We start from the raw sequence: 16,030 nt of genomic DNA on the forward strand, positions 1-16,030 counted from the left end.
GACATTCGACGTGGACGCCCCTACGACAGCACCCGGAGTAACCCTTAACGACAATGCAGGCCATGAACTCCGGCATCCTCTTCGCTCTCGGCGCCTATCTGAGCTGGGGGCTGTTCCCGCTTTACTTCCGCCAGATCGCCAGCGTCCCGGCGCTGCAGATCGTGGCCCACCGTACGCTGTGGTCGCTGGCCTTCGTCGCCATCGTGCTGCTGGCGACGGGTCATCTGAAATGGCTGCGCGAGGTGAGCGCGGCGACGTGGCGGCGTTTCGGGGTGTCTGCCACGCTGATCGCCGTCAACTGGCTGACCTATGTCTGGGCGGTGGGCCACGGCCATGTGCTGGATGCGAGCCTGGGCTACTTCATCAATCCGCTGGTCAACGTGGCGCTGGGCTTTGCGGTGCTGCATGAGCGCCCGCGGCCCGTCCAGTGGGTCGCCGTCGGGCTGGCGGCCTTCGGCGTCGTCTGGCTGACGGTGGCGGCCGGCCGCCTGCCCTGGGTGGCCCTGGTGCTGGCGGTGAGCTTCGGCCTGTACGGGCTGATGCGCAAGACCGCGGCGCTGGGCGCCATCGAGGGACTGACCCTGGAGACGTTGATCCTCGCGCCGCTGGCCGCCGGCGGGATGCTCTGGTGGTCGCAGGACGGCAGCATGGCCGGGCAGACGGCGGTGGATTGGGCTTGGCTGATCGGCACCGGGCCGGTCACGGCCGGCAGCCTGCTGCTGTTCGCAGCCGGCGCTCGGCGCATCCCGCTGGCCACGCTGGGCATCGTGCAATACGCGTCGCCCACGCTGCAGTTCCTGCTGGGCGTGTTCCTGTTCAAGGAGCCCATGGACGCCAGCCGTCTCGTCGCCTTCGGCTTCATCTGGGGCGCGCTGGCGGTCTACAGTGCAGAGGGCCTGTGGCAGGCCCGTCGCGCGCTGACCGTCAGGCCGCTCTGAGCCCTTCTAAACTCCCCCCATGCAGCTCAACATCGTCGTCTATTCCAAGTCCGCCTGCCCGCAGTGCGATACCGTCAAGAGCCTGCTCAAGGCCAAGGGCCTGGGGTTCGAAGAGATCAAGATCGACGACGAGGCCCAGCGCCTGGCCTTCTACGAGAAGTGCGGCCCGTCGGTGCGCCAGATGCCCCAGGTCTTCATCAACGATCAGCGAGTCGGCGGCGTGGCCGGCCTCCAGGCGGCGTTCGCGCAGATGAAGCTGTAACGCGCCGCCGGCCTCTAGCGGGATGGCGCCGATGCGCCGCGGTCCGCAGGACGGTCCTCGCGGAGATACCAGTCCCGCGTGATCCCATTGAGGCGGCTGCGGTCCAGCTGCCACAGGCCCAGCGGACCATGCACGATGTCGAGTTGGTGCGTGGAGCCGACGTCGAACTGGGCCCAGTATTCGCGCACGTTGTTCAGCCTCACGTCGGGTGGCCCCGGCTCCACGGGCTTCAGCGTCGCGCCCTGCACCAGCCGGTAAGACGTGGGGACCGGTCCGCCGGACAACCACTGGTCCAGTCGCAACGCCGCACGAGGCGCCACCCCGCCCAGGACGGCGCCCAGCAGCACCGTCAGGATCAGAGACTCCCGGCCCGGCACCTTGCGCCTGATGAACACGGGATAGAGCAGCAAGGCAGCCAGACCCACACCGAAACCAAGCAGGCCCAGCGGCCATGCCGCCGCCAACGCCTGGTGCTCGCTGACGGCGATATCGCCCACCAGCGCCAGCAGCAGCACAAGCAAGGTCGCCATGGCCAGGCGAGTCGCCGGGTGCTTGTCAAGGGCGAAGTCCGCCAGTGCGGCGGCGTCGAGTGGCTGCTGCGGCAGCAGCGCGCGCAACATGTCCGCCGTGGCCTCACGCGAGGCCAGTGCGTTCATGCCCGTGTCGGCGCTGATCATGACGGCCTCGGCGCCCGTGCCGATCTCCAGCCAATGCAGATTGGCGGATCGCAGACCGGCATTGCCCTGCCAGCGGATCGACGCCGGCTGCTTGGGCACCGTGCGCTCCAGGCGCTCGCCATCCGGCCGTGCCGCCAGGATGCGCAGGCGGTCACCCTCGTCGATCAGGAGGCCCTTGGCCTCGAAGGCCAGCACCCGCAGGCGCCGGTCAAAGAAGGCCGGGCGGGCCAGGTTGATGCGAAACCAGCGCTGCTGTCCCAAGCTGGCCTGCAGTTCGCTCAGCAACGCGTCCTGATGCTTCTTCGTGCGCCGCTGGTGCAGCGCCACCCAAGCCAACATCCCCAGCGTGGCCGCGAAAAGCACCAGCTGGGCGATCAGCAATCCTTCCTTCATTGCCTCTCCCTATGCGCCACTCGCGGGCGCTGGGAGGCAGTGTAGGAGCAGGCGTCAGCTGCGCATCAGGTAGTCGAAGGCACCGAGAGCCGCCTTCGCGCCATCGCCGGCCGCGATGATGATCTGCTTGAAGGGCACGGTCGTCACATCCCCTGCCGCGAACACGCCAGGCACCGACGTGGCACCCTTGGCGTCCACGATGATCTCGCCATGCTTGCTGAGCTCCACGGTGCCGCGCAGCCACTCGGTGTTGGGCACCAGGCCGATCTGCACGAAGCAGCCGTCCACCTCCACGCGCTTGGCTTCGCCCGTCACGCGATCCGTGTAGTTCAGGCCGTTGAGCTTGCCGCCGGCGCCGGTGAACTCGGTCGTCTGCGCATTGGTGATGATGGTCACGTTGGGCAGGCTGCGCGCCTTGTTGACCAGCACCGCGTCAGCACGCAGCTCGGCGCCAAACTCGATCAGCGTCACATGGCGAACGATGCCGGCCAGGTCGATGGCCGCCTCGACGCCGGAGTTGCCGCCGCCGATGACCGCCACCGGCTTGCCCTTGAACAGCGGGCCGTCGCAGTGCGGGCAGTAGGCCACGCCCTTGTTCTTGTACTCGGCTTCGCCAGGAACGCCCACGTTGCGCCAGCGCGCGCCGGTGGACAGGATGACGGTCTTGCCCCTGAGCTTGGCGCCATTGGCCAGTTCCACCTCGACGAGGCCGCCAGGCTGGGCAGCCGGCGTCAGCTTCTCGGCGCGCTGCAGGTTGTGGATGTCGACCTGGTAGTCCTTGACATGGCCTTCCAGCGCCGCGGCGAACTTGGGGCCGTCAGTCACGGAGACCGAGATGTAGTTCTCGATGCCCAGCGTGTCGTTGACCTGGCCGCCGAAGCGCTCGGCCGCGACGCCCGTGCGGATGCCCTTGCGTGCCGCGTACACGGCCGCTGCGGCACCGGCGGGGCCACCGCCGATGATGAGCATGTCGTACGGTTGCTCGGCGTCCAGCTTCTTGGCGTCACGTGCCGCAGCGCCCGTATCGAGCTTGGCGACGATCTCCTCGAGCGACATGCGTCCCGAGGCGAAGGGCTGGCCGTTCAGCCATACGGCTGGCACGGCCATGATCTCGCGCGCCTCGACCTCAGCCTGGAACAGGCCGCCATCGATGACGGTGGTGCGGATGCGCGGGTTGACGATGGACATCAGCGACAGCGCCTGCACCACGTCCGGGCAGTTGTGGCAGGTCAGGCTCATGTAGATCTCGAAGTCGAAGTCGCCGTCGAGCGCCTTCACGGCATCGATCTGCGACTGCTCGACCTTGGGCGGATGGCCGCCCGTCCACAGCAGCGCCAGCACCAGCGACGTGAACTCGTGGCCCAGCGGGATGGCAGCAAAACGCAGGGACTGCTCGGTACCCGTGCGGCGCAGCAGGAAGGACGGCGTGCGGGTGTCGACGCCATCGGTGCGCAGCGAGATCTTGTCGCACATGCCGGCGATCTCTTCCAGCAGTTCACGCATCTCGTCGCTGGACGCGGAGTTGTCCAGCGAGGCGACGATCTCGAAGGGGAGCTTGACGTGGTCCAGGTACCCCTGGAGCTGGGTCTTGAGTGCGGCGTCCAACATGGTGACTTCCTTTCAGTGAGGCGTGGCGAGGCGGGCCACTGCTGAAAGGGTCCCCGCTGCCGGAGGCCCTTTCAGCAGAACCTGTGAGGCTCTGCGGAAGGCAGGAGCCCTCCCGGGCTCCTGGTTCTCGTCATGAAACGAACTTAGATCTTGCCGACCAGGTCCAGCGACGGAGCGATGGTCTTGGCGCCTTCCTTCCACTTGGCCGGGCAGACCTGGCCGGGGTTGGCGGCGGTGTACTGGGCGGCCTTCAGCTTGCGCAGCGTTTCCGACACGTCGCGGGCGATTTCATTGGAGTGGATCTCGGCCGTCTTGATGACGCCTTCGGGGTTGATCACGAAGGTGCCGCGCAGAGCCAGGCCCTCTTCGGGGATGTGCACGCCGAAGGCGTTGGTCAGCGTGTGCGTCGGATCGCCGACCAGCGGGAACTTTGCCTTGCCGACGGCCGGCGAGGTTTCGTGCCACACCTTGTGCGAGAAGTGCGTGTCGGTCGTGACGATGTAGACCTCGGCACCCATCTTCTGGAATTCGGCGTAGCTGTCGGCCGCGTCCTCGACTTCGGTCGGGCAGTTGAAGGTGAAGGCGGCCGGCATGAAGATCAGCACGGACCACTTGCCCTTCAGGGATTCGTCGGTGACGGTGATGAACTTGCCGTTGTGGAAGGCTTCGGTCTTGAAGGGCTGGACTTGGGTGTTGATCAGGGACATTTCGAAAAAGCTCCAGTGGGGGCTGGGGTTGATGGGATAGGCATAACTATATCGGATTAGCGTTTTCGGTTGAAAACATTAATCAAATGAGCGATATTGAGCCAGGCTATCGACGGTTGCCAAGGCTCTCGGCAAGGGAGGCGCCTGCCCGGCCGGCACGACTGCCCGCGGCGGTCCGCCGCCGCGCAGGGCCTGCGAGTGGCAGCCTAAGCCATCGCCATGACGATTCGTGGCGGGAGCGGTGATACGAGTGTTGCCCGATGTGCCTGGCCGCCTGCCTGGGCGACCGCCCGGCTCAATCCCGGGCCGACGCCAGGCCGGACACCACGCGATCCATCTGCTCGTCGCTCAGGTCCGCACTCATCGGCAGGCTCAGCACGCGCCGTGCGGCGGCGATGCTTTGGGGGCAGTCCTCGGGCCGGCCGTACTTGGCATAGGCCGGCTGGTGGTGCAGCGGACGCGGGTAGTGCACGGCCGTTGGAATGCCCACGGCCTTGAGCTTGGCCTGCAAGGCTTCACGGTCGTCGACGAAGACGGTGTACTGGGCCCAAACGCAATCGCGGTCGTCGCGCACGGCCAGCAGTTGCAGGTTTGGGACAGCGGCCTGCAGCTTGCGCCCATAGGCCTCGCCCAGCTCCAGACGGCGCCGCACCTCCCACTCGAAGCGGTCCAGCTTGCCCAGCACGACGGCACATTGCAGCGTGTCCATGCGCCCGCCCACGCCCAGCCGGGTGTGAAGATAGCGCTGGCTCTGGCCGTGGGTGCGGATCTCACGGCAGGCCTGCGCCAGCCCATCGTCGTTCGTGAAGATGGCGCCGCCATCGCCATAGCAGCCCAGCGGCTTGCTCGGGAAGAAGCTGGTGCAGCCGAAGGTGGAGAGGTTGCAGCTCTTGCGGCCCTTGTACGTCGCACCAAAGCTCTGTGCGGCGTCCTCGATGACAGCCAGGCCATGCCGGTTGGCGACGGCGTTGATGGCGTCCATGTCCGCCACCTGGCCGTAGAGACTGACCGGCATGATGGCCTTGGTCCGGGCCGTGATGACCGCCTCGATCAGCGTCGCATCGATGTTGGCGGTGTCCGGCTCGATGTCGACGAAGACCGGCACGCCGCCAGCCAGCACGATCATCTCGGCCGTCGCCGCGAAGGTGAAGGGGCTGGTGATGACTTCGTCACCGGGCTGCAGGTCCAGCGCCATCAGGCAGATCAGCAGGGCCTCGGTGCCACTGGCCACGCTGATGCAGTGCCTGGCACCGGTGTAGGCGGTGAGCGCGACCTCCATCTCCTTGACCTCTGGGCCAAGGATGTACTGGCCATGGTCCAGTACGGCCTGGATGCGAGCATTGATGTTGTCGCGCAGCGCCGCGTACTGGCTCTTGAGGTCGATGAAATCCATTCAGATCAGCTCGAGTTGGTTGCCGAGGAGGCGGTAGCGATCCCCAGTGTGGGGGCAGACGGTCTCGACGGGCTGCGCACTCGCGACGGGCAAGTCCAGCTTCTCCCCGAAGCGGCTCATCCAGCCGATCTGGCGGGCCGGCACGCCCACCATCAACGCGAAGTCGGGCACATCGCGGTTGATGACGGCGCCGGCGCCGACAAACGCGTGGCGGCCGATGGTGGTGCCGCAGACGATGGTGGAGTTGGCGCCCAGCGTGGCGCCCTGCTTCACCCACGTGCGGCGGTACTCGTCCTTGCGTGCGACGGCCGAGCGCGGGTTGTAGACGTTGGTGAACACCATGCTGGGGCCGCAGAAGACGTCGTCCTCCAGCGTCACGGCGTCATAGACCGACACGTTGTTCTGGATCTTGACGTTGTGACCGATGGTGACGTCGTTGCCCACGTAGACGTTCTGGCCGAAGGAGCAGCGCTCACCGATGCGCGCGCCAGCGCTGATGTGCACGAAATGCCAGACTCGGCAGCCGTCGCCCAGTTGGGCGCCCTCGTCGACGATGGCGCTGGGATGGATGGTGGTGCTCATCAATAGCTCAGCGGCAGGTTGACGCGGCGACCGTCGCGGGCGCTCATGTACATCGCGATCAACAGTTCCAGCGACTTCAGGCCCTCGCGACCGTCGGTTTCGGGTTGGGCCTCGCCGCGCAGCGTCTGGATCACGTTGTCGTAGTACAGCGGGTGGCCGAAGCCGTAGACGGACGTGGTCTGATAGCTGGCATCCCGGATCAGAGCGTCCATCTCGTGGGGTGCGTCGAACTCCCAGTGCTGAATCTCGTTGACGGCCAGGCCACCCACTCGCACTGAACCCTTCTCGCCCAGCAGCGTGATGGAGCCTTCAAGGTTCTTGGGATAGGTCAGCATGCTGACATTGACCGTGCCCATGGCGCCGTTGCGCCATTTCAGCGCTGCCGCGCCGCTGTCCTCGACCTCGATGTTGCGCGCCAGCGTGCCGGTATAGGCCATCACGCTCTCGACCGGGCCGACGATCCAGTCCAACAGGTCGATGTAATGGCTGGCCTGGTTCATGAACGCGCCGCCGTCGAACTCCCAGGTCCCGCGCCAGTCCGCGCTGTCGTAGTAGCTCTGCGGCCGGGTCCAGAACACGTTGACGGCAACGTTGTAGAGCCGGCCGAAGCGGCCCTCGGCGACCGCGCGCTTGAGCAGTTGCAACGTGGGGTTGCGGCGGTTTTGCTTGACGACGAAGAGGCGCACACCGGCGTCGTCGCAGGCTTTGACCATGGCGAGGCCGTCCTGCCAGCGCGTGGCCATGGGCTTCTCGGTCATGACATGCACGCCGGCCGCGGCGGCTTCGATGGCCTGGCGCGGATGCAGGCCGCTGGGCGTCGTCAGCACCACGCAGTCGACCCGCAGCTCGGGCTGAGCCGCCAGCAGTTCGGTCAGCGACGCGAAGCCTCGCGCTCCCGTCTTGGCGACCGCGTCGGCCAGCGCGGCCGGGTCGGTGTCGCACACCGCCACCAGCGTGGCCCGTTCGGAGTGGCGCTCGACGGCCTGGATGTGGTTCTGCGCGATGCGGCCACAGCCGATCAGCGCGAAGCGGACCTGACGGCCGGTGACGGGGGAACGGTTGGACGACATGAGCAAGGCGGGCGACGGAAGGCCCGCATTGTCCCGCGAGCTCAGGCCTCCAGCGCCAGCAACTCTTCGATCGTCTGGCGGCGGCGGATCAGACGGCTTGCATCGCCGTCCACCAGCACCTCGCCCGCCAGCGGTCGGCTGTTGTAGTTGCTGGACATGGATGCGCCGTAGGCACCGGCATCGTGGATGACCAGCAGGTCGCCCACCGCGGCGGGCGGCAGCTCACGCGTCAGGACCTCGCCGCCGGCGCCCTGGGTAAACACGTCACCGGACTCGCACAGTGGGCCGGCCACGACGGTGGGCTGCACCGGGCCGCCGGCGCCGATCAAGGTCATCGCGTGGAAGGCGCCGTACATGGCCGGGCGCATCAGTTCGTTGAAGCCGGCATCCACAAGCACGAAGCGGTTGGCGCCGGCATGCTTCACCGCCCGCACCTCGGCCAGCAGCACGGCGCTCTCCGCGACGAGGTAGCGGCCGGGCTCCAGCTCCAGCGTCAGGGCATGACCCGCCAGGGCCTGCGCCTCGTTGCGTGCAGCATCCCAGAGGCCGAAGTAGTGCTCCACGTCGATGCGCGCATCGCCGTCGCGATAGGGAATGGACAGGCCGCCACCGGCCGAGATCGCGCGCAGGTCATGACCCGCAGCGACCGTCTCGCGCACCAGCCCCACCATGGCCTGGCCCACCTGCGCGAGGTGGCCATAGTCCACGCCGGAGCCAATGTGCATGTGCAGGCCTTCCAGGTGCAGCCCATGGCGGCGGATGGCAGCGAGCGCCGCGCCCAGGTCAGCGTGCCAGATGCCGTGCTTGCTGTGCTCGCCGCCGGTGTTGGTCTTGTGGCTGTGGCCGTGGCCGAAGCCGGGATTGATCCGCAGCCACACCGGATGGCCCGGCGAGGCGGCGCCGAGTTGCTCCAGCATGTCGATGGAACCGGCGTTGACAGGGATGCGGTGCTCGACAACGGTGGCCAACGTGGCGTGATCCAGCAGGTCGGCCGTGAAGACGATCTCGTCGCCGCCCGCGACATAGCCGGCGGCCAGTGCGCGCAGGATTTCGCCGCGGGACACGGCGTCGACCTTGACACCCTCGGTGCGCAGCAGCCGCAGGATGTGGATGTTGGAGCAGGCCTTCTGCGCGAAGCGCACGACGTCGAAGCGTTTCAACGAGGCGACGCGCTCGCGGATGGTGGCAGCGTCGTAGACCCACAGCGGCGTGCCGTGCTCGGCGGCGAGACGCTGCAGGCGGGCGGGAGTCAGGGCGTTGGGCAGGGGCTTGGTCATGCTCGCAGGATGCATGGCCTCATCCATTCAATCAAATTGAAATTTGTGCAGCGACAATTCATATCTGATATGGAAATCCAACACCGCCACATCGAGGTCTTCCGTGCCGTCATGACCGCCGGCAGCGTCACCGGCGCGGCCGCGCTGCTGCATACCTCGCAACCCACGCTGTCCCGCGACTTGGCGAGGCTGGAGCAGTTGCTGGGCTACGCCCTCTTCGAACGCGAGCGCGGCCGCCTGAAAGCCACGGCGCGGGCCCGGGCGCTGTTCGACGAGGTGGAGCGCAGCTTCCAGGGGCTGGCCCGCGTCGTCGAACGGGCCGAGGCGCTGGGACGCGACGAAGGCGCCGAACTGACCGTGCTGAGCTTGCCGGCGCTCAGCCACGCGCTGCTGCCGGGGGCGCTGGCCGCGCTGCTGGACAGGTATCCCGGCGCGCGCGTGGACATCACGCCGGCCGAGCCCCCCCTGCTCGATGCTTGGATCAGCGAGCAGCGCTTCGACCTGGGTCTCGCGGAGCAGGCGACCCCGCTGCCGGGTGTGCGCATCGAGCCGGTGCTGGAAGCCGATGAGGTCGCCGTGCTACCGGCCGGCCATGCGCTGGCTTCCTCGAGGCGGCTGGCGCTGCAGGATTTCGAGGACCTGGACTTCATCAGCCTGGCCGCGGACGATCCCTACCGGCACGAGATCGATGCGCGCTTCAGCGCTGCCGGCGTCGCGCGGCGGCAGCGCGTGCAGACGCACAGCGCGGTCGCCGTCTGCGAACTGGTCCGCGCTGGACTGGGCGTGGCCATTGTCAACCCGCTCACCGCAGCGGCCTGCGCCAGCTCGGGTCTGGTCGTGCGACCTCTGGCCGTGTCGATCCCCTACCGGGTCAGTGCAATGCTTCCCCTGCATCGACCCGCGCAGCCGCTGGTCGAGGCCCTGCTCAACGCGCTGCGGTCGAACGCACCACCGTCGGCTTCGCGCCGAAACGCTTGACGATGCTGGCCTCGATGCCCGCTGCGTCCAGACCGCACAGGCTCATCAGCTTGGCCGGGTCGCCATGCTCGACGAACTCGTCGGGCAGGCCGAGCTGCAGCACGGGGATGGCGATGCCGGCGGCGTTCAGCGCCTCGGTGACGGCGCTGCCAGCCCCCCCCATGACGCAACCGTCCTCGACGGTGACGATGGCGTCGTGCGTGCGCGCCAACTCGGTGACGAGGTCCACGTCCAGTGGCTTCACGAAGCGCATGTTGGCGACCGTCGCATCCAGCCGCTCGGCCGCTTCCAGCGCCGGATAGAGCAGCGTGCCGAAGGCCAGCACGGCAATGCGCTGCCCCTTGCGGCGCAGCTCGCCCTTGCCCCAGGCCAGCGCCGCCATCGCCTTGACCGGCACGACGCCCACACCCGCGCCACGCGGATAGCGGACCGTCGCCGGGCCGTTGTGCATGAAGCCGGTGTACAGCGCCTGGCGGCACTCATCCTCGTCGGCCGGCGTCAGCACGGCCATGTTGGGAATGCAGCGGGTGTAGGCGATGTCGTAGTTGCCGGCGTGCGTCGCGCCGTCGGCACCGACGATGCCGGCACGGTCCAGAGCAAACAGCACCGGCAGGTTCTGGATGGCCACGTCGTGGATCATCTGATCGTAGGCGCGCTGCAGGAAGGTCGAGTAGATCGCGACGACCGGCTTCATGCCCTCGCAGGCCAGGCCGGCGGCGAAGGTGACCGAATGCTGCTCGGCGATGCCCACGTCGTGGTAACGCTGCGGAAAGCGCTTGTGGAACTCCACCATGCCCGAGCCCTCGCGCATCGCGGGCGTGATGCCCACGAGGCGCGAATCGGCCTCCGCCATGTCGCACAGCCAGTCGCCGAAGACCTGGGTGAAGGTCGTCTTGGGCGGCGTGGCAGGCTTGACGAATCCCACGGCGGGGTCGAACTTGCCGGAGGCTGCGTGGTACTTCACCGGATCAGCCTCGGCCAGCTTGTAGCCTGCCCCCTTCTTGGTGACGATGTGCAGGAACTGCGGGCCCTTCTTGTCGCGCAGGTTCTCCAGCGTCGGGATCAGCGACTCCAGGTCATGGCCATCGATGGGGCCGACATAGTTGAAGCCGAACTCCTCGAAGATCGTGCCCGGCACGACCATGCCCTTGGTGTGCTCCTCGAACTTGCGCGCGAACTCGTAGAGCGGCGTGTTCTTCAGCACGCTCTTGGCGCCTTCGCGCGCGGCGGCGTAGAAGCTGCCGCTCATCAGCCGCGCCAGGTACTTGTTCAGCGCGCCGACCGGCGGGCTGATGGACATGTCGTTGTCGTTCAGGATGACCAGCACGTCGCCCAGCAGGCCCCCGTGGGCCACGCCGGCGTTGTTCAGCGCCTCGAAGGCCATGCCGGCCGTCATCGAACCGTCGCCGATGATGGCCACGGCCTTGCGGTTCTCGCCCTTGAGCTTGGCCGCCATGGCCATGCCGTGAGCGGCGGAGATGCTGGTGGACGAGTGGCCCGTGCCGAAGGTGTCGTACTCGCTCTCGTCGCGGCGCGGGAAGCCGCTGATGCCGCCGAGCTGGCGCAGGCTGCCCATGCGTTCGCGACGGCCGGTCAGCACCTTGTGCGGGTAGGTCTGGTGACCCACGTCCCACACGAGCCGGTCTTCCGGCGTGTTGAACACATAGTGCAACGCGACCGTCAGCTCGACCGTGCCGAGGTTGGAGCCGAGATGGCCGCCTGTCTTGGAGACGCTCTCCAGCACATAGGCGCGCACCTCGTCGGCGACCTTCCTCAGTTCGGTGCGCGGCAGGCGACGCAGGTCGGCCGGGCTGGCAATGCTGTTCAGCAGGGTGTAGTCCATGGCTAAGGCCTGGGTTCTGGGTGGATCTCAGTTGTCCCGCTCGACGACCGAGTCGGCCAGCAGGCTCAGATGGCTCACGTCGGCCAGGCCGCTGGCGGCCAGCGCCGCCTTCGCCTCGGCCCGCAACGCCTGGGCCAGGGCCCGCGCGGACTGCAGGCCCAGCACGCTGACGTAGGTCGGCTTGTTGGCGTCCTGGTCCTTGCCGGCCGTCTTGCCCAGCACTTCGGAGTCCTGGGTCACGTCTAGGATGTCGTCGACGACCTGGAAGGCCAGCCCCAGGGCCGAGCCATAGACCGACAGGGCCTCGGTCGCCTGGGTCGACGCCGGCCCGCAGGCCGCACCCATCATGACGCTGGCCTGCAGGAGCACGCCGGTCTTGCGGCGGTGCATGTCGCGCAGGGTGCATTCGTCCAATTGCTTGCCGATGCTGGCCAGGTCGATGGCCTGGCCGCCGGCCATGCCGTCGTGACCCGCCGAACGCGCCAGCAGCGAGCACAGCCGCGCCTGCAGCGCGGGGGCGATGCCGGTATCCGGTGTCAGCACCTCGAAGGCGAGGGCCTGCATCGCGTCGCCGGCCAGCATGGCCTGGGCCTCGCCGAAGGCGACATGGGTCGTCGGCTTGCCGCGACGCATGACGTCGTCATCCATGCAGGGCATGTCGTCATGCACCAGCGAATAGGCATGGATGAGCTCGACGGCACAGGCCGCACGCATGGCCGCGAAGCTGTCGCCGCCGACGGCCGCGCAGCTCGCCAGCACCAGCAGCGGGCGCAGTCGTTTGCCGCCGCCCAGCACGGCATAGCGCATCGCCTCACCCAGCCCGGCGGGCGCACCCGCCGGCACAAGGTCGTTCAGCGACGCCTCGAAGGCATTCAGCGACGCCTGCGTCCAGCGTTCAAAGTCTTGTGCATTCAAGATTCCGGGCCCTCCCAGGCCTTCAGTTCGGCGCCGTCCAGCAGCTTGACCTGCTGCTCCACCGCCTGCAGCCGCCCCCGGCACAGTGCCAGCAGCTCCGCGCCGCGCTTGTAGCTGTGCAGGAGCTGGTCCAGCGGCAACTGCTGCCCCTCCATCGCCGCCACCAGACGCTCCAGCTCGTCGAGCGCCTGCTCGTAGCTGAGGTCATCGCCGTCGGCAGCGGCTGTCTTGGTGCGGGAGGGAGTCTTTGTCATTTCAAAACGCGAAACGGCAATTGTAGTCAGCGGGCTTCCCCGGGCAGGAGGACGCAGAGGTAACCATCGGCAGCACGGTGCAGGCATGCGTAGAATCCCGCACCTCTTGCCCGAGCGCGCGCGCATGCAGCCCCGGGCTCCCTTTCCACACCTAGCAACCTGGCCGACTCGGCATCACCGAGAAGCGCCGGAGGGACGCAGCACCCCTACTCTCGCCTGAAAGACCCGCCTGGATCATGTCCGACCTGAGCCTTCCCGTCTCGGCGCTACAACGCAGCCAGACCCAGCTCCCGGTGAGCGCCTATTTCGATACCGATCTGTTCCAGCGCGAACAGACCAGCATCTTTCAGCGAGGGCCCCGCTACGTCGGCCATGCTTTGTCGGTCCCCGAAATCGGGGACCACTACGCCCTGCCGCAGGAGGGCGAAGGCCGGGCGCTGGTGCGCTCGACGCAGGGCGTCGAGCTGATCTCCAATGTCTGCCGACACCGTCAGGCGGTCATGTTGCGCGGGCGCGGCAACACGCAGGCCAACATCGTCTGCCCCTTGCATCGCTGGACATATTCACATCAGGGCAAGCTGATCGGCGCGCCGCACTTCAGCGAAGACCCCTGCCTGGACCTGAACCGCTACAAGCTGCGCGAATGGAACGGCCTGCTGTTCGAGGACAACGGTCATGACGTTGCGGCCGAGCTGAGCCAGCTGGGACCCCGCGCCCAACTGGACTTCGGCGGCTTCGTGCTCGACAAGGTCCAGGTCCACGAGTGCAACTACAACTGGAAGACCTTCATCGAGGTCTACCTGGAGGACTACCACGTCGGCCCCTTCCATCCCGGCCTGAGCGGCTTCGTGACCTGCGACGACCTGGCATGGGAGTTCGGCAAGCACCATTCGGTGCAGACCGTGGGCGTGCACCAAGAGCTGACGCGGCCCGGCTCTCCGGTCTACCAGCGTTGGCACGACCAGTTGCTGAAGTACCGCGAGGGCCGCCCGCCGCAGTCCGGCGCAATCTGGCTGACCTACTACCCGCACATCATGGTCGAGTGGTATCCGCACGTGCTGGTGGTGTCCACGCTGCATCCCCAGGGGCCGCAGAAGACGCTCAATCTCGTCGAGTTCTATTACCCCGAGGAGATCGCGGCATTCGAGCGCGACTTCGTCGAGGCCCATCAGGCCGCCTACATGGAAACCTGTGTGGAAGACGACGAGATCGCTGAGCGCATGGACGCCGGCCGCAAGGCCTTGATGATGCGCGGCGACAACGAGGCCGGCCCCTATCAGAGCCCGATGGAAGATGGCATGCAGCACTTCCACGAGTGGTTCCGCCAACAGATGGGTCACATCGGCTGATGCCGGCCTCGGCGCTCATGGTGGCGGCAACGCTGCTGTTCGCCACCATGGGTGTCTGCGTCAAGCTGGCCAGCGAGTTCTACGCGGCCAGCGAGATCGTCATGTACCGCGGCCTCGTTGGCTTGATCATGATGGCCCTGTTGTCGCATCGCGCGGGCCTCAGCCTCAAGACGCGCCTGCCGGGCATGCACCTGTGGCGCAGCATCTCGGGCGTCACGTCCCTGTGCCTGTGGTTCTACGCCATCGGCCATCTGCCGCTGGCCACGGCGATGACGCTGAACTACATGTCCTCGGTCTGGATGGGCCTGTTCCTGCTCGGCGGCGCCGTGCTGATGGGTGCGCAGCGGCTGGACTGGCGGCTGATGGCCTCGGTGCTGCTGGGTTTTGTCGGTGTTGCGCTGATCCTGCGCCCCACCCTGGACCAGCAGCAACTCTGGTACGGCCTGGCCGGGCTGCTGTCCGGCATGATCGCCGCGATGGCCTACCTGCAGGTCTCGGCACTCGGCCGCGCCGGCGAACCCGAGCTGCGCGTGGTGTTCTATTTCTCGGTGGGCGGCTGTCTGGCCGGTGCATTGATCACGGCGGTCACCGAGGGCGGCCTCCACGGCCACACGCTGTGGGGCGCCGGCCTGCTGCTGGCGGTCGGCGTGCTGGCCACCACCGCCCAGGTCTGCCTGACGCGGGCCTACTCGATCGGCAGGCCGCTGGTGAACGCGTGCCTGCAGTACCTTGGCATCGTGTTTTCCTTCATCTACGGCATGCTGCTGTTCAAGGACCCGCTGACCTGGCAGGCCAGCCTGGGCATGCTGATCATCATCGGAGCCGGTGTGGCGGCCACGCTGCTGCGCAGCCAGGTCGCCCCTCCGGCCAAGGACAGCCAGTTCAACCCCGCCGAGTCATGACCTATACGACGCTGATCTCTCCCGCCCAGCTGCGCGCCCTGAACGACCCGCTGATCATCGAGTGCAGCTTCGACCTTGCCGACACCGAGGCCGGCGAACGAGCCTACAGGGCCGGCCACATCCCCGGCGCCTTCTACCTGCACCTGGACCGCGACCTTTGCGGCGCCAAGACGGGCACAGACGGCGCCTTCCGCGGCCGCCATCCGCTGCCCGAGCGCGCGGACCTGGCCGCGCTGATGCGCCGCCTGGGGCTGACCGCTGGCCGCCAGATCGTCGCCTACGACCGCCAGGGCGGCCCCTATGGCGCCCACCTGTGGTGGATGCTCCGTTGGCTCGGCCATGCCGAAGTCGCCGTGCTGGACGGCACGTGGGATGGCGAAACAGTCACAGACATTCCCTCTGCGACGCCCACGGACTGGCAGCCCGGCCAGCCTCTGGTCGACCAGATCACCGCTGCGGAGCTGCTGAAGAAGCTCGGCAACGTCCGGCTCATTGACGCCCGCGCAGCCGAGCGCTTCCGCGGCGAGGTCGAACCGCTGGACAAGGCCGCCGGTCACATCCCCGGAGCGAGCAACCGCTTCTTCAAGGACAACCTCGGGCCTGACGGCCGCTTCAAGTCGGCGGCCCAGCTGCGCGCCGAGTTCCAGCCCCTGCTCGCACCGCACGCGGCGCCCGCGGTCGTGCACCAGTGCGGTTCGGGCGTGACGGCCTGCCACAACCTGCTGGCCATGGCCCATGCCGGCCTGGGCGACGGCCTGCTCTACCCGGGCTCCTGGAGCGAGTGGTCGTCCGACCCGGCCCGTCCGATCGCCCAGGGATGAGCAACGGCTTGATCTCCGACAAACCATCCTGTGCCTGATGGGCCAAACTGTGGTCCTCCCC

16 protein-coding genes are annotated in these 16,030 nt (G+C 67.5%); 6 read left to right on the top strand and 10 right to left on the bottom strand.

Annotated elements, in window-relative coordinates; all coding sequences use genetic code 11:
* Positions 1 to 62: 62 nt before the first annotated feature.
* Both rarD and VGF12_RS16085 read left to right on the top strand, forming a co-directional pair.
* Positions 63 to 938 (top strand): EamA family transporter RarD, encoded by an 876-nt coding sequence (gene rarD, locus VGF12_RS16080; RefSeq protein WP_331177055.1) that lies wholly within the window; start codon positions 63 to 65, stop codon positions 936 to 938.
* 19 nt (positions 939 to 957) lie between these two features.
* A complete protein-coding gene (locus tag VGF12_RS16085) occupies positions 958 to 1,200 on the top strand; it encodes a glutaredoxin domain-containing protein (RefSeq protein ID WP_331177056.1) in 243 nt (80 codons plus the stop codon).
* A gap of 14 nt (positions 1,201 to 1,214) precedes the next feature.
* On the opposite strand, the gene VGF12_RS16090 is transcribed toward VGF12_RS16085, so the two are convergent.
* The 7 genes from VGF12_RS16090 to lysA form a co-directional block, all read right to left on the bottom strand.
* Positions 1,215 to 2,270 (bottom strand): hypothetical protein, encoded by a 1,056-nt coding sequence (locus VGF12_RS16090; protein WP_331177057.1) that lies wholly within the window; start codon positions 2,268 to 2,270, stop codon positions 1,215 to 1,217.
* Between the two features lie 54 nt (positions 2,271 to 2,324).
* Positions 2,325 to 3,878, bottom strand: coding sequence for an alkyl hydroperoxide reductase subunit F (ahpF, locus tag VGF12_RS16095; RefSeq protein WP_331177058.1), 1,554 nt, complete (start codon positions 3,876 to 3,878; stop codon positions 2,325 to 2,327).
* Positions 3,879 to 4,021: 143 nt separating this feature from the next.
* Positions 4,022 to 4,585, bottom strand: a complete 564-nt coding sequence (gene ahpC, locus VGF12_RS16100) for an alkyl hydroperoxide reductase subunit C (RefSeq protein WP_331177059.1) — start codon at positions 4,583 to 4,585, stop codon at positions 4,022 to 4,024.
* 295 nt (positions 4,586 to 4,880) lie between these two features.
* Positions 4,881 to 5,978, bottom strand: a complete 1,098-nt coding sequence (locus VGF12_RS16105; protein WP_331177060.1) for a DegT/DnrJ/EryC1/StrS family aminotransferase — start codon at positions 5,976 to 5,978, stop codon at positions 4,881 to 4,883.
* A complete protein-coding gene (locus VGF12_RS16110) occupies positions 5,979 to 6,560 on the bottom strand; it encodes an acyltransferase (protein ID WP_331177061.1) in 582 nt (193 codons plus the stop codon).
* Positions 6,560 to 7,630, bottom strand: a complete 1,071-nt coding sequence (locus tag VGF12_RS16115) for a Gfo/Idh/MocA family oxidoreductase (protein ID WP_331177062.1) — start codon at positions 7,628 to 7,630, stop codon at positions 6,560 to 6,562. Before VGF12_RS16115 ends, VGF12_RS16110 begins: the two co-directional genes overlap by 1 nt.
* Positions 7,631 to 7,671: 41 nt before the next feature.
* Positions 7,672 to 8,907, bottom strand: coding sequence for a diaminopimelate decarboxylase (lysA, locus tag VGF12_RS16120; protein ID WP_414710115.1), 1,236 nt, complete (start codon positions 8,905 to 8,907; stop codon positions 7,672 to 7,674).
* A 69-nt stretch (positions 8,908 to 8,976) separates the two neighbouring features.
* Here lysA and VGF12_RS16125 point away from each other — a divergent pair, with 69 nt between their 5' ends.
* Positions 8,977 to 9,885 carry a LysR family transcriptional regulator gene (locus tag VGF12_RS16125; protein WP_331177063.1) on the top strand — a complete coding sequence of 303 codons (909 nt, stop codon included), beginning with the start codon at positions 8,977 to 8,979 and terminating at the stop codon, positions 9,883 to 9,885.
* On the opposite strand, the gene dxs is transcribed toward VGF12_RS16125, so the two are convergent.
* Genes dxs through xseB form a run of 3 tightly spaced genes read right to left on the bottom strand, consistent with a single transcriptional unit; the run spans position 9,833 to position 12,897 of the window.
* Positions 9,833 to 11,728, bottom strand: a complete 1,896-nt coding sequence (dxs, locus tag VGF12_RS16130; protein WP_331177064.1) for a 1-deoxy-D-xylulose-5-phosphate synthase — start codon at positions 11,726 to 11,728, stop codon at positions 9,833 to 9,835. The genes VGF12_RS16125 and dxs overlap by 53 nt on opposite strands.
* A gap of 27 nt (positions 11,729 to 11,755) precedes the next feature.
* The gene (locus tag VGF12_RS16135) at positions 11,756 to 12,643 is read right to left on the bottom strand and encodes a farnesyl diphosphate synthase (protein WP_331177065.1); all 888 of its coding nucleotides are present in this window, start codon (positions 12,641 to 12,643) and stop codon (positions 11,756 to 11,758) included.
* Positions 12,640 to 12,897 carry an exodeoxyribonuclease VII small subunit gene (gene xseB, locus VGF12_RS16140; protein WP_331177066.1) on the bottom strand — a complete coding sequence of 86 codons (258 nt, stop codon included), beginning with the start codon at positions 12,895 to 12,897 and terminating at the stop codon, positions 12,640 to 12,642. The genes VGF12_RS16135 and xseB overlap by 4 nt, the downstream gene beginning before the upstream one ends.
* Before the next feature lie 236 nt (positions 12,898 to 13,133).
* Between xseB and VGF12_RS16145 the strand changes: the two genes are divergently transcribed.
* Genes VGF12_RS16145 through VGF12_RS16155 form a run of 3 tightly spaced genes read left to right on the top strand, consistent with a single transcriptional unit; the run spans position 13,134 to position 15,969 of the window.
* Positions 13,134 to 14,246 (top strand): aromatic ring-hydroxylating dioxygenase subunit alpha, encoded by a 1,113-nt coding sequence (locus VGF12_RS16145; RefSeq protein WP_331177067.1) that lies wholly within the window; start codon positions 13,134 to 13,136, stop codon positions 14,244 to 14,246.
* Entirely contained in the window at positions 14,246 to 15,148 is a 903-nt protein-coding gene (locus tag VGF12_RS16150) for a DMT family transporter (RefSeq protein WP_331177068.1), read from the top strand. The genes VGF12_RS16145 and VGF12_RS16150 overlap by 1 nt, the downstream gene beginning before the upstream one ends.
* Entirely contained in the window at positions 15,145 to 15,969 is an 825-nt protein-coding gene (locus tag VGF12_RS16155; RefSeq protein ID WP_331177069.1) for a sulfurtransferase, read from the top strand. The genes VGF12_RS16150 and VGF12_RS16155 overlap by 4 nt, the downstream gene beginning before the upstream one ends.
* The last annotated feature ends 61 nt before the right edge of the window (positions 15,970 to 16,030 follow it).

It is taken from the genome of Roseateles sp. (assembly GCF_036404855.1).
Lineage (GTDB): Bacteria > Pseudomonadota > Gammaproteobacteria > Burkholderiales > Burkholderiaceae_C > Pelomonas.

Excerpts from the sequence above, each read along its gene's own strand:
- rarD (WP_331177055.1), top strand. The coding sequence starts at position 63 with ATGAACTCCGGCATCCTCTTCGCTCTCGGCGCCTATCTGAGCTGGGGG.
- VGF12_RS16085 (WP_331177056.1), top strand. The coding sequence starts at position 958 with ATGCAGCTCAACATCGTCGTCTATTCCAAGTCCGCCTGCCCGCAGTGC.
- VGF12_RS16090 (WP_331177057.1), bottom strand. The coding sequence starts at position 2,270 with ATGAAGGAAGGATTGCTGATCGCCCAGCTGGTGCTTTTCGCGGCCACG.
- ahpF (WP_331177058.1), bottom strand. The coding sequence starts at position 3,878 with ATGTTGGACGCCGCACTCAAGACCCAGCTCCAGGGGTACCTGGACCAC.
- ahpC (WP_331177059.1), bottom strand. The coding sequence starts at position 4,585 with ATGTCCCTGATCAACACCCAAGTCCAGCCCTTCAAGACCGAAGCCTTC.
- VGF12_RS16105 (WP_331177060.1), bottom strand. The coding sequence starts at position 5,978 with ATGGATTTCATCGACCTCAAGAGCCAGTACGCGGCGCTGCGCGACAAC.
- VGF12_RS16110 (WP_331177061.1), bottom strand. The coding sequence starts at position 6,560 with ATGAGCACCACCATCCATCCCAGCGCCATCGTCGACGAGGGCGCCCAA.
- VGF12_RS16115 (WP_331177062.1), bottom strand. The coding sequence starts at position 7,630 with ATGTCGTCCAACCGTTCCCCCGTCACCGGCCGTCAGGTCCGCTTCGCG.
- lysA (WP_414710115.1), bottom strand. The coding sequence starts at position 8,907 with ATGACCAAGCCCCTGCCCAACGCCCTGACTCCCGCCCGCCTGCAGCGT.
- VGF12_RS16125 (WP_331177063.1), top strand. The coding sequence starts at position 8,977 with ATGGAAATCCAACACCGCCACATCGAGGTCTTCCGTGCCGTCATGACC.
- dxs (WP_331177064.1), bottom strand. The coding sequence starts at position 11,728 with ATGGACTACACCCTGCTGAACAGCATTGCCAGCCCGGCCGACCTGCGT.
- xseB (WP_331177066.1), bottom strand. The coding sequence starts at position 12,897 with ATGACAAAGACTCCCTCCCGCACCAAGACAGCCGCTGCCGACGGCGAT.
- VGF12_RS16145 (WP_331177067.1), top strand. The coding sequence starts at position 13,134 with ATGTCCGACCTGAGCCTTCCCGTCTCGGCGCTACAACGCAGCCAGACC.
- VGF12_RS16150 (WP_331177068.1), top strand. The coding sequence starts at position 14,246 with ATGCCGGCCTCGGCGCTCATGGTGGCGGCAACGCTGCTGTTCGCCACC.
- VGF12_RS16155 (WP_331177069.1), top strand. The coding sequence starts at position 15,145 with ATGACCTATACGACGCTGATCTCTCCCGCCCAGCTGCGCGCCCTGAAC.